This window comes from Ruegeria halocynthiae (genome assembly GCF_000743705.1).
Lineage (GTDB): Bacteria > Pseudomonadota > Alphaproteobacteria > Rhodobacterales > Rhodobacteraceae > Ruegeria > Ruegeria halocynthiae_B.
The window spans coordinates 1,172,939-1,185,225 of record NZ_JQEZ01000001.1 but is presented as its reverse complement, the minus strand read 5'-3'; the positions used below and the strand labels follow the sequence as shown (position 1 = coordinate 1,185,225).

The 12,287-nt window shown below is 53.5% G+C and carries 12 protein-coding genes and 1 pseudogene; 8 read left to right on the top strand and 5 right to left on the bottom strand.

All coding sequences use genetic code 11. The features are described from left to right. Positions 1-25: 25 nt before the first annotated feature. Together JT51_RS05775 and JT51_RS05770 are read right to left on the bottom strand one after the other, a co-directional pair. Complete coding sequence (locus JT51_RS05775; RefSeq protein WP_037308871.1) at positions 26-901, bottom strand: ThiF family adenylyltransferase; 876 nt, start codon at positions 899-901, stop codon at positions 26-28. After that, positions 898-1,821 (bottom strand): hypothetical protein, encoded by a 924-nt coding sequence (locus JT51_RS05770; RefSeq protein WP_152563301.1) that lies wholly within the window; start codon positions 1,819-1,821, stop codon positions 898-900. Before JT51_RS05770 ends, JT51_RS05775 begins: the two co-directional genes overlap by 4 nt. 297 nt (positions 1,822-2,118) lie before the next feature. On the opposite strand from JT51_RS05770, the pseudogene JT51_RS21425 reads away from it, so the two are divergent. Continuing rightward, positions 2,119-2,481: pseudogene (locus JT51_RS21425) on the top strand (transposase); the annotation flags it as partial. A gap of 430 nt (positions 2,482-2,911) precedes the next feature. Here the strand turns inward: JT51_RS21425 and JT51_RS05760 are convergent. Then, positions 2,912-3,328 (bottom strand): hypothetical protein, encoded by a 417-nt coding sequence (locus JT51_RS05760; RefSeq protein WP_037308862.1) that lies wholly within the window; start codon positions 3,326-3,328, stop codon positions 2,912-2,914. 21 nt (positions 3,329-3,349) lie between these two features. On the opposite strand from JT51_RS05760, the gene JT51_RS05750 reads away from it, so the two are divergent. Beyond that, positions 3,350-4,701 (top strand): IS3 family transposase gene (locus JT51_RS05750; protein WP_419177295.1). Its coding sequence is split into 2 segments (ribosomal slippage): positions 3,350-3,685 and positions 3,688-4,701, totalling 1,350 coding nucleotides; the frame shifts between segments, so codons are not numbered across the junction. 56 nt (positions 4,702-4,757) lie between these two features. Here JT51_RS05750 and JT51_RS05745 read toward each other — a convergent pair. Next, a complete protein-coding gene (locus JT51_RS05745; RefSeq protein WP_152563300.1) occupies positions 4,758-5,186 on the bottom strand; it encodes a carbonic anhydrase family protein in 429 nt (142 codons plus the stop codon). A 142-nt stretch (positions 5,187-5,328) separates the two neighbouring features. Between JT51_RS05745 and JT51_RS05740 the strand changes: the two genes are divergently transcribed. The 5 genes from JT51_RS05740 to JT51_RS05720 all read left to right on the top strand — a co-directional run bounded on the left by JT51_RS05740 (position 5,329) and on the right by JT51_RS05720 (position 9,616). Continuing rightward, a complete protein-coding gene (locus JT51_RS05740; protein WP_152563299.1) occupies positions 5,329-6,411 on the top strand; it encodes a LysR family transcriptional regulator in 1,083 nt (360 codons plus the stop codon). Between the two features lie 385 nt (positions 6,412-6,796). Further along, positions 6,797-7,129 carry a peptide-methionine (R)-S-oxide reductase MsrB gene (msrB, locus tag JT51_RS05735; protein ID WP_235216122.1) on the top strand — a complete coding sequence of 111 codons (333 nt, stop codon included), beginning with the start codon at positions 6,797-6,799 and terminating at the stop codon, positions 7,127-7,129. Positions 7,130-7,214: 85 nt separating this feature from the next. Next, the gene (locus JT51_RS05730; RefSeq protein ID WP_037308856.1) at positions 7,215-8,288 is read left to right on the top strand and encodes a DUF4331 family protein; all 1,074 of its coding nucleotides are present in this window, start codon (positions 7,215-7,217) and stop codon (positions 8,286-8,288) included. 75 nt (positions 8,289-8,363) lie between these two features. After that, on the top strand, positions 8,364-8,930 hold the full coding sequence (locus tag JT51_RS21165) for a cytochrome P460 family protein (protein WP_051927414.1): 567 nt from the start codon (positions 8,364-8,366) through the stop codon (positions 8,928-8,930). Between the two features lie 260 nt (positions 8,931-9,190). Then, positions 9,191-9,616, top strand: coding sequence for an NUDIX hydrolase (locus JT51_RS05720; protein ID WP_037308854.1), 426 nt, complete (start codon positions 9,191-9,193; stop codon positions 9,614-9,616). Between the two features lie 327 nt (positions 9,617-9,943). Here the strand turns inward: JT51_RS05720 and JT51_RS22190 are convergent, their stop codons facing one another. Continuing rightward, complete coding sequence (locus tag JT51_RS22190) at positions 9,944-10,465, bottom strand: ankyrin repeat domain-containing protein (protein ID WP_235216116.1); 522 nt, start codon at positions 10,463-10,465, stop codon at positions 9,944-9,946. A 206-nt stretch (positions 10,466-10,671) separates the two neighbouring features. Between JT51_RS22190 and JT51_RS05710 the strand changes: the two genes are divergently transcribed. Further along, positions 10,672-12,054, top strand: coding sequence for an IS1182 family transposase (locus JT51_RS05710; protein ID WP_037308851.1), 1,383 nt, complete (start codon positions 10,672-10,674; stop codon positions 12,052-12,054). The last annotated feature ends 233 nt before the right edge of the window (positions 12,055-12,287 follow it).

The window sequence follows — 12,287 nt, the reverse complement described above, 5'->3', positions numbered from 1 at the left end:
TCCGCCAGAAAGTTTGCCGTGTCAGTCATGGCGTCAGCAACTTGTTCATCTGCCGTCGAACCAGCGGACGCATCAGTGCAGCAAGAAAACTTGGCAAGGGCCGCTCGACCCTGCCGGTGTGTGGGTTCAGGAACCAACCTCGATAATCCGCACCGCGAGACCGCCCCAGAACGGCCTGAAGCGCCTCTCCACCCATCAACGTTCCTGCCATGATCACCATTGGCGCAAAGGACATACGGCTGCGGGTTCCGGCGATCACCTCACCTGCCAGAACCAGATCTACGTGGTGCCGGGATGAAGAATGGGTCAGCACGTATTCGGCCTCGGCCGCTGCTGCTGCGTCACGCATCTCAGGGGTTAGCTCGTTCCAATTGGTATCACATGTGGTGTAGTCCAAACGCTCCTCGGGCATGGGATCGCCGGGCGCTGTGACGTAAACTGACGGCAAAGGAGACGCATAGGCATCAATCACGGCGCGCCCCTTGGCCCGCGCCGTGCGATACAGCAGTAAACTGGCACCAAGATCGTCCGTGCCATTGACCACCACATCCGCGCTTTGAACCAGACGCTCCACTTGGTCGGGCCAATCCGCCCCAAGCACTTCTATCTCAGCCTCGGGATTGATTTGCAGACACTGATCACGGGTTGCCTGAGCCTTGTCCTGTTCGACAGTCTTCAGCGTCGCAAACAGCTGACGATTCAGGTTGGAAACTTCGAACGCATCCAGATCAGCCAGTATCAACCGGCCTACACCTGCACGGATCAGTGACATGATTGCACTGCCCCCCATACCTCCGGTGCCGCAGACGAAAACACAGGCGTTGCGTAAACGGGTTTGTTCGTCCGCGGAAACAAAGCCAAGGTTCCGAGTGGTGAACTCTGGGTAGGTAAAGACCGTCATTTTTTTTGCTCTCGTGGTCTAAGGATGCCAAATTCGTGCCGCGTATCTGCCCATTGCCAGAGTGGCATCGCAAGTCGTTGCAAAACCGCCGCGCCGACGGCAAGGGCAAGGGCCGCAAAGGACCCGCGCGGAACCTCGCGCCCGACATAGGACAGTGCGGTCGGCATATCCATTTGCCCCAACTGCAAGACATCATCGCCTCGGTCGTAATCGAGCTGGTCCTCGCAGAACTCATTCACGATCTGATCCCGATGTTTCGGAGCATCTTCGAAAGTTTTCTTCAGATTATCCGACCCGCCCGTGTAGGCGTTGGTGATCACAAAGCGGTCTTCGTCAAACCCCGCATCAGGACCGACACCAAATACATTGCGGTGATGACGCATGATACTCCGCGCCAAATGCAGATGCAGAAGGCTGCGCCGGTTCTGAGGTCCAGGAGGTGCCGTCGGGAAAACCCGGGCAAAGCCTTGCCCGACCAGCCCCACCACTGCCGGGACTTGCGTCACATTCGAAACCCAAAGCGGGCGCATACCATTTCGAAATAGGATCAACACACAGGTCAGCCCATAGAGAACCCAGCTGAATCCCTGGCTGCGAAGGTCCGGATCAACCATCACCAATCCCAGATGCAAGACCTCCTCGGACTGATGCCCCAAGTTTACATCCATCAACGCCAAAGCATTGAAGGCAACAGGAGCATCGTCATCCCTGCGCGAAATCAGAGTGATCACCGAATGCTCAAGCCGATCCCGATCTCCGGCAAACACGCCGTACATCAGTTCCCCAGCGGGCAGCGTTTTCGACGCCACATGCCGCAAATCCACAACCAGATTGTCCAGCTCATCGCTCGGCATCCAAAGGCTGGGGCGTTCAACAATGCGCACTCGGTATCCGCCTGGGATACCTAAACGAATATCCATGTAACGCTGCGAAGCCGCGTTGATTATTGCGCCTAACAAGTCTTGTTCCCGTTAAATTCTACCCATCTCAGGATCCGAACCATGTTTCACCAAAGCTAATACCTGGGATCAACTTTTTCCCGCGACCGCATCGCCTCGTCATCAACTGTTTATTTTGTTTTCAATGCAAGTCCTGAATTCCACCAGTATTCACCTTAGCCGCAGCACAATCACTTCTTTTCACCCCACTGTATGCCGGATACAACCGCCTGCTCAAACGGCAGGAGGGCGCGATCCAGTTGGCGCACTGCTGGGCACAAGCCTAAGTTCATTTCATATTCCGACCCTGCCAGCCAATGGAGTAAGGAGGATCAGAAAACGATCCAGTGAATCGTTTTCCCGACGAACGCGCACAAGGCGCCAGCATTCTTTGCGTACTCCGATAACTACCTCATCGATACAGATCACAGCGTGATAGTGGATGTCGAAGCGACCAGATCCATCCGGCAAGCCGAAGTCGGATCGACAAAGACGATGCTGGACCGGGTTAAAAGGCGGTTCGATCTTCACCCTGAAAGGCTGATTGCAGACACGGCCTATGGATCTGGTCCGATGTTGGGTTGGTTGGTTGATCGTAAGATCGCTCCTCATATTCCGGTGATCGACAAACTGAATCATCGACTTCCAGCGAGCGCAGAACGCGTTCGTATCCTGCAGTTTGTGCAACTGGATAAACCAAGATCCCAAAAAACGGTCAATTATGTGATCAGCTGCGGGCCCCAGACTCAAGACGGCATTGTAGATACTCGTTGCATAGTCGTCTGAGGTTCGCGAGCATTCAAACGCAAGTTTTTGAATAATATAGCGTTGGTTCGAATGGCTGTTGTCCGAAGCCTTGGGAACGCTGGATCTTTGCAGGTGCATTCGACCGCTGCGAGCCCATAGTGACTGATGCTGCGCGACGCGCGAAGGTCGGCTGTGTTGCATCCCTTCGTCAGATCGAGGCGTAACTGAACGCGCGGGGCATCAAAATAGCACGAGGTGGCAAGTGGCACGCAGCTACTGTGCGGAATATAATAACGGCAAAAAACGGTATTGAGCGGGCAGGAAGTTAGATACCTGCGTTGCCGATTGCGATCCACCGCGTCCGGCAGGTTTGATCCGCATATGCGGGCTGCTTTTGAAGCTGCCGCATTATGATTTCTGATCCGAACCCCCCATGCCGTGTGCCGTCAAGTAATGGACCAGCTTCCTCAATAAGGCGTTGATATCTTATGGGGTCTTCGTTTCTTCGGATTAGTCCTGTATCCATCCGCCAAACAAACCGAAAATCGTCATCGGCGTCGTTTGCTTCTGCGGTTCCATAAACCGTTGTTGTGGTTGCAAAGAACGGCCAAGCATCTCCGGGAAGTAGAGATTTCCCGTTTGGGAATTTTGGCACAACTTCGGGACGAAAGTATGGCTTGTTTGACGTCAGCACCTGTGGGACAGATTTGAGGATTTGAACAACGGAGGATTTCTGGTTCATCGTAACCGTCAAGGAGTGAAGATGAACAAGAAATCCGGAACCAGCAAAGCTTCGGCTACCAAGTTGGTCAAAACCATCCGCCGCAAGACGCGGCAAACCTATTCGGCGGAGGAGAAGATCCGCATTGTTTTGGCGGGTCTTCGTGGTGAGGAAAGCATCTCGGCACTGTGTCGGCGCGAGGGCATTTCTGAGAGCCTGTATTACAGCTGGTCAAAGGAGTTCCTCGAAGCCGGGAAACGCCGTCTGTCTGGCGATACAGCCCGGCAAGCGACGTCGCCTGAAGTGAAGGAGCTTCGATCCGAGGCGACGGCACTGAAGGAATGCGTCGCCGATCTGACCCTTGAAAACCGCCTGCTCAAAAAAAGCATGACAGGGGCTGGGGAGTTCGAGGAATGAGATACCCTGCCTCTGAGAAACTGGAGATCATCCGCACCGTTGAGGGGTCCCATCTGCCCACCAAGCAGACCCTGGACATGCTGGGCATCCCCCGCACGACATTTTATCGTTGGTATGATCGCTATGTCGAAGGCGGCTTTGATGCCCTGGCGGATCGCTCACCTTGCCCAAAGTCTGTCTGGAACCGCATTCCACAAGCTAGGCGGGATGATCTGATCGAGTTTGCGTTGGAACATGAGGTGTTAACGACACGGGAGCTGGCGGTCAAATACACCGACGAAAAGCGGTATTTTATTTCTGAATCATCTGCTTATCGATTTTTGAAGGAAGCTGATCTGATTACCGCACCAGACTACGTCGTGATCAAAGCAGCCGACGAGTTCACGGATAAAACCACCGCCATCAACGAGATGTGGCAGACCGACTTCACTTACTTCAAGATCATCGGCTGGGGCTGGTTTTATCTCAGCACGATCCTGGACGATTTCAGCCGCTATATCGTTGCCTGGAAGCTCTGCACAAACATGCGGGCCGAAGACGTGACTGACACAATCGAACTGGCTCTGGCGGCATCTGGATGCGACCAGGCCATCGTTCGGCACAAGCCACGCCTGCTGAGTGACAATGGGTCCTGTTACATCTCCGGCGATTTGGCCGAATGGCTGGAAGACCAAAAGATGGGCCATGTTCGCGGCGCTCCGTTCCACCCGCAAACCCAGGGCAAGATCGAGCGTTGGCATCAAACCATGAAGAACCGGGTTCTGCTGGAAAACTACTACCTGCCCGGCGATCTGGAACGTCAGATCGAGGCTTTCGTCGATTACTACAATAACGAGCGATACCACGAGAGCCTGAACAACGTCACACCGGCAGACGTCTACTTCGGGCGTGACAAAGCCATCATCAGAGAAAGGGCAAAGATCAAGAAGCTGACAATCCAACAGCGCCGCTTGCAACATCAAAAACAAGCCGCATAATCAATCACGTTAACGAACCAGAGCCTCCAATAATCAAGCCGCTCTGATGTCCCATTTTATATGACGACGGACAGGACGAAATGGATTTCCGCTTCCATCTGTTTGCCATTGATACGGTGCTCAGATCCGTGGTGAAAATGGAATTGGACAAATCGGTAAGTCCGATTGCCGACGGCAGCACTGCCAGCTTTGCCTTGTGTGCTGATTTCCAGAGAATGCCCGCTATTCGTGATCGCGGGTGCGAAGGCCTGCCAGCTTAGGACCAAGGCTGGCGGTTCAGCCTTGACGGTCATCGATGTCTCAATATCGATTGGCGACTGTTCGCGGCCTTGGGAGCAAATACTCAGCGCCGGGCTTAACTCACCCCAGTGCTCAGGGCCAGTTTCACCGACGTATCCCCAAGGAGCATCTTCTGCATTTGCGTGCTGCGGTGACAATAGAAAGAAGATGGTGACCAATAGAAATGTTAAGGAATACTGGATCATCAGCTTCTGCTCCTTTTTTCTCTTTCGCCGTATCTTCAAGCGCTTGCGTTAAAAACCCGTCAGAGACGTAGCCAGCCATTCGACTGGGATAGTTGGTATTGAGGGAGCGTAGTTTTTGGGAGTGCAAATTTGAAATAGCGATTTGATCGACGACGATAGGCATCGCTTATCGTGCGCGACCAGATTTCCCTATTGGACCCATGAATCTAATCTGCATGCGAATATTGGTTGGCCTGTCACAACAGAGATGGTCACGACCCATTATGGCGGCGTCTTGCCTTTGAAACGCTTCTACGTGACATTTGAAGACCAACAGGGGATTTCGAATACCGTGGACTTCAATCAGATACGATACTTCTTGGCGCTCGCCGACACGCTGAACTTCACTCGGGCGGCGGAGCAGTGCTTCGTTTCCCAACCGGCATTGACACAGGCAATCAAACGATTGGAAACCGAGCTTGGTGGAGAGTTGATCCAAAGGGATGGACGCGACAATGAATTGACCGAGCTGGGCAGGTCATTGCGGGCTCATTTTGAACAGATTGATCGTACCCGACATATGGTTCGGGCAACCGCCAAGGCTGTAAATGATGGGGAAATTGCCGAACTGAATATTGGTCTGATGTGCACGGTTGGTCCCGGTGTACTGGCCCCGATGTTGGATGAGTTTCGCATCACACATCCTATGATATCGATTTTACTGCATGACGTTGCACCCGCTTCCATACCCGAATTGTTGTTGTCCGGCGCTCTGGATGGGGCTTTCTGCGCCCGGCATGGCCCACCACATCCCCAACTGGACTATGTTGAGCTGTTCGAAGAGCCGATGGTCATCGCGTTTCCGTCCGACCATCCGTTTTCCGAACTTGACGCAGTGCCTTTGCGTAATATTGCAAAGCAGCAATACGTCGAAAGGCTCCATTGTGAATTTCGTGAGGAAGTTCTGGAGTTTTACAAGGAACTGGACCTTGAGCTCGAAGTTGCCTTTAGAAGTCAGCGAGAAGACTGGATACAAGGACTGGTAAGAGATGGCGTAGGTGTCTGCTGCATTCCACGCTATTCGCTTTTGCGTCCCGAGCTTGAGCACCGGCCAATTGTCGAGCCAACACTGTCGAGAAAGGTCTCCTTCGCCACTGTAGGGCAATCGACACCAACGCCCGCTTTGCATTCGCTTGCTCAACTGGCTGCGGGGCACGAATGGCCAGAATACCAGCCAGCCAATTGACCACTTTGTAGTCAATCGATTACCCCAGATCCCTTTGACAGATCAACTCACGTCAAAACCCGCGACCATAAGCGGTGCCTATCGTTGTCGATCAACTCGATATTTCCGTTCGATTTAGCCGTGGCATACGATCTGCCTAACAACAGGCGCTTACGTCTAAGGAAGGCTCAAGGAGGATCGAAAAACACATCTGCTATGGAGTGGCTGAAAACGGCGAACCACCCACTCATGATGTAGTGCACGCGGCTGCGCTGCGCCTCAGGCGAGGCAATACGGTCAGATCTCACTGTTAAGTGAATTTTCTATTCTGTGATCCACCGCGAATACAAATTCGCGGGCTTGAGTTGAGCCAAAACACTCGGGTGCAGGAGCGAGTCAGTTGCCGGTGGATGAAGTGGAAACCGCATTCGACAATGAATTCTGGGATCACTGGGAAGACGGCATCTATGTCGATGCCTTCAGTGGTGAACCTCTGTTCGCCTCTCAGGACAAGTACGATGCCGGAACCGGGTGGCCAAGCTTCTTACGAACGATTGCAGATGCAAAAGTTGAAGAAATCAACGAGCGCGAAAATGGATTGATACGCATCAAATTGCGTTCAAGGACATCAAAACGGCAACTTGGATTTCTGCTCCTGGATGGGCCGGAGCCAACGGGGCTGATCTACTGCATCAAGTCTTCGGCGCTGCGCTTCGTACCAATTGCCGACCTGCGGTAGCCACAACACTGCCCCACAGAAACTTCCACTCGGCGTGACGACATGCCGGGTTTTAAACCTGCACAATTGTTATGGGAGAACCAAAATGAAACATGGATCCGGGTCCGTATATGCCACTATCACAACAGCATCTCTGGCGGCAGCAAGCGTTGCTGGAATGGCGCTGGCATCGGGCCATTTTATCTCGGGGTTACAGGGGCAATACCCGGAATACGACCTCAATGACACCTATGTCTTTCAATCCAGCAATGATGGCTACACAACCATCATTTCTTCTGCAAACCCAAGCACACCAGGTTCAGCGGACTCGCCTGCTGGTGTCACGTTTGGCAATGATGGCATCTACAATATCCATATCGCACAGGATGACAGTTTTGAAACCGGTATGACGCTTGCGTTCACTTTTGACGGCGACAGTATCCAAGCCCACAAGATCGGCTCTCCCAATGCAGATGTTGGTGAAACGGGTGAAGCTCTTGGCCAAGGGAATGTTGGCGACATGCTGACCCTGTCGGATGATATTCGGGTCTGGGCCGGGCGCGGCGAAGAACCGTTCTTTGGCAATGGCGTCGGTTTGGCCAAGTTCAATGCCGCCAAGCAGGGTGGAAATTTTTCACCGGAGATCTTTCAGGAAGACGGAGATCTGTTCCTGGGTGCAACCGCCAGCTTTATCGTCGTTGATATCCCGAACTCCATGCTGGGCGACGTGATCAAGGTATTCACGACGACCGCAGTGCCTCACAAGGGTGAATGGAGCCAGGTTGATCGGCACGCCAATGTGTTGTTCCCCTATGTATTCCTGTCCGACACACCCGCGGTTCAGGAAGACCACGAACAGCACCGACCAGATCTTGACGTGGAAGAACGCCGCCAAGCCATCGTAAATAATGTGTTCTGGGCGGTCTCTGCATCCAAAGCAGATGTCGGCAACGGTGTAGAATACGCGGAGAATGTCGCGGATATGGTCATGCCCGACGTGATTACCTATCGCCCTGGGTCAGAGGCCAGCTACGCCGTCGATGATCTGAACGGGCGCGCACTGCAAGATGACGCGATGAACACCGTGCTACAGCTCATGATGGGCGTACCGGTCGACGACAACGCTAATGACAGCCATCGCTACACGGCTGAGTTCCCATACATCCTGCCCGCAAAATAACTCCAACCGTACTCACTCAAGTTCCCGGCCGCTGAATTTTGTGGCCGGGTCAGCCAACTAAGCCGGAGAAATGTTATGAAAAGGTTAATTGCTGGCGCAGCCGTTCTGGCGTGTTTTAGTGCTGCATCAATGGCCGAAGAGGCGATCAAGTTACCTGTGTCGTTCAATGCGGACGGAACCGTAAACCGGCCTTTGAATCACAGACAATGGGTAAATGTTGGCACGACTTTGATACCGCAGGGTGAAATCAACATTATCGACAATCTTCCGATACCGACCAGCGAGTACATCGACACCTATGTCGAACCCATGGCTTTCGCGATATACATGGCCACTGGAACGTGGCCCAATGGAACACAGATCGTGAAAGAGTTCACTGCTACAAAGCAAGCCGATGCTGGTGAAGTCCTCACCGAGAGCCACTACAACGGATTGGCCATGTTGGTGAAGGACGTCCAACGGTTCCCCACAGAAACAGGCCATCTGGGATACTTTAACTTTGGGCATCATGCTGAGCCCTACGAGGCTACTTCAAAACTTCTGCCCCGCGAACAGTGCTCGGCGTGCCACGAGGCGTTGGCCAGCGACCAGCAGTACATTTTCGGGGACCATCACATTGGATTAGCGCGACAGCAAAACTAACCTGATATCTTATCGAATGCGGGGGTCCGAGAAGCATTGAAGGCGGGCATTCAGGCAGTTTGCAGCATCCGAAAGTATGGGCTCGTTGCCGACTTTCTCTGCGACTTGCCTCGACGGGTCGAACGAGCCCCTTCCTGCCTTTCCCAAGTTACTTGATCTTTGCGCGTGCATGCGTCCGGTAAGCGAACGAAACGGTCATGTGACTGCTTTGAAATCTTGCATTAGAATGCGTAGCAAGATGGCCTCAGGAGACAAATGCCATGAAGCGTTTTGATAGCTTWTCTGGTGCAAAAATCGCGCTCATCTGTGAAGAAAAGGTTGTCACCTACTTGCGTGACAACAAACCATCAATCCCATTTCCGGACCATTGGGACCTGGCGGGCGGGGGACGAGAGGGGAACGAGACACCGGAACAATGCGTGCTTAGGGAAACTGAAGAAGAATTTGATTTAAAACTAGATATTGCCCGCATTGTGTGGAGACGGCGATACCCAAATGCCAGCGCGCCGAGCGAGCATGCTTACTTCATGGTCGCGCAGATTTCGAAGACTGAGGTTTCAGAGATAAAGTTTGGCAAAGAAGGGCAGTTCTGGCGAATGATGGATATCCTAGAGTTTTTGGAACACCCGAAAGCGGTCCCTCAACTCAAATCAAGACTTGCCTGCTACATGTCTCGGCTTCAGTAAACCGCGATGAGAATTGGGTGATCTGGTCTCGCTGCCGCCACTCTCTGCTCCGAGCCCACTGCTGCCTTTCCCAAGCTACTTATCTCTGCGGCTGCATGCGTCCGGTAAGCGGACATTGCCGTCGTTGCCCTTCCGGGTGTTTGCTGACGCAGCATGCGCTCGCAGGCACAGCACTTTTGCTGTCGCGGCGCAGCGCATGTCGCCAATCCGGTCATTCACGGGCGTGGATTTGGCCGGAACCGAAACCGTGCTTTCGCCGCAACCGGGATCGACCGTCGAGGAGCGGGACATATCTGTCAAACAAGGCGAGCACACCAATGATCGCTGTCAGTCCGGCCGGAAACTCGCAATAAATTCGGCGGACTTTAGATGGCCCAAATAGCGAGCTTCTTCCTCTGCGGTTGTGTTGTCATCAATCAAGGTCGTGACCGAACGATCTGCACCTGCCGTGAGTAGCATATGCATCGACCTTTCATCGTCTCTTATCGCTGCCATGTGTAACGGGGTCCAGCCATTGACACCTCGCTGATTGATGTCAACGCCAACCGTGATCAATGCTTCGAGGATTTGATACTTATCCCTGCTTTCACGTTCGATGCAAGCAAGCACCGGGGGATACCCGTCAGTAGTACAAGGTTGCAAATTAACTCCTTTTTCGATCATCCAGTTAACTGACTTTAAGCAACCACATTCGACGGCATGCACGATCCAAGGAGAGCCGAAGCACCCATCATTTCCGTGCGGGAAACTGTCCACTAACTGCGCTGCGAATTCCAGTTGATCTAGGTCGCCATTAACAAGCCATTCCTGAATTTCAAATAGCTCCTTGCAGGCAGGGTTCTCAGACATCTCGTACCCGTGATCGATCCAGTCTTTTCTAGCCACGCTCTTAAATCCGCTCGATTTTTCAGAAATGAAAATTTCCTTGTAAGCAATAGCAGACCTTCAGCAGAAACGCAGCATCCGTAGCTATGGGCTGATTTTGTTGAAAAACTCTTTCTTGATCGAGGCGTAATAGGCTGATTCAATTCTCGCAACAAGCGGGAGGATTGGAGATGATGGGACCGAAGCAGGAAGCGCAGGCAGCGCTGTTTTATGAGTTCTCTTTAGAAGATCACGTTCCCCACGATCACCTGCTACGGTCGATTGACCGGTTCGTTGACCTCAGCCTTATGCGCGCGCACCTGTCGGATTTTTACAGCCACACTGGCCGTCCATCGATCGATCCGGAACTTTTGATCCGGATGCTGTTAGTTGGGTATTGCTTCGGTATCCGGTCGGAACGGCGGCTTTGCGAAGAGGTGCATCTGAACCTGGCTTACCGCTGGTTTTGCCGTCTCGACTTGACCGACCGCATCCCGGACCACTCTACCTTTTCCAAGAATCGCCACGGCCGCTTCAGGGAAAGTGATCTCTTGCGCCATGTCTTCGAGACAACCGTGGCACGCTGCATGGAAGAAGGCTTGGTCGGTGGCCAGGGCTTCGCTGTCGATGCCAGCCTAATCAGCGCTGATGTTCAGAAACAGAACTCGAGCAATCCCGAGGACTGGGCAGCCCGCGAGATTGATCCCGTAGATGCACCCCGTGCTGTGCGCGAGTATCTTGATACCCTGGACGATGAGGCTTTCGGTGCCGCGACCACAGCCAAACCCAAGTTCACCGCCCATGCCGATCCCGCCAGCCAATGGACGGCCGCGCGCAAAGGACCTGCGTTCTTTGCCTATTCTGACAACTATCTGATCGACACGGACCACGGGATCATTGTGGACGTCGATGCTAGCCGCTCGAACAAGACCGCCGAGGTGGGCGCAATGCGCAAGATGCTCGACCGCACCGAAGAGCGCTTTGGCCTGAAGCCGGATTGGATTGCAGCTGATACCGCATATGGTGCCGCCGATAATCTGGTTTGGTTAACACTGAAGCGGAAAATCCTGCCGTTCATCCCGGTCTTTGACAAAGGCGAACGCAAGGACGGCACCTTCTCGCGGTCCGACTTCACCTGGGACGATGAGAACGACCGCTACATCTGCCCGGGCGGCAAGGAGATGCGGCACACCTGGCGGACCTATTCTGATCCAAAGCGGAATGCGCCTGTTTGGAAGGCCAGAAACTATCGGGCATTGAAGTCGGACTGCTCAGGCTGCGAGTTGAAGGCAAAGTGCTGTCCCAAAGCCGATACGCGTTCAGTCCATCGCGAGAAATATGAAGTCGTCAGAGATTTTGCACGCAAATGCACCGCTTCCGAGTTCAATCCGAAAGCTCAAGCGCGACGCAAGAAGGTCGAGATGCTCTTCGCCCATCTCAAACGCATCCTCGGCCTCGGACGGCTCCGATTACGTGGCCCTTGCGGTGTCCAAGACGAATTTACTCTCGCAGCTACCGCCCAGAACCTCCGGAAAATAGCCAAGCTCAAGCCAATGGTGCCAGCTGCAGGTTAAAAAGATGGACCACCTCCGCTTGCCCCAATTAAATCTACGACATCACTCGCACACGCGCGCCAAAACGAGCGAGTTTTTCAACAATATCGGCTCGCAGTCAGCTTTCGTTGCGCGGTAGGCAAACCACGGCTCCTGATCTGCCTAGGGCAGCTCGTTGCGAGAGGTCAATCCAGATCAATGACTTGGCTCGATGATCGGATGGCTGGTCTAGACCAGCGTTCTGCAATAGCGTC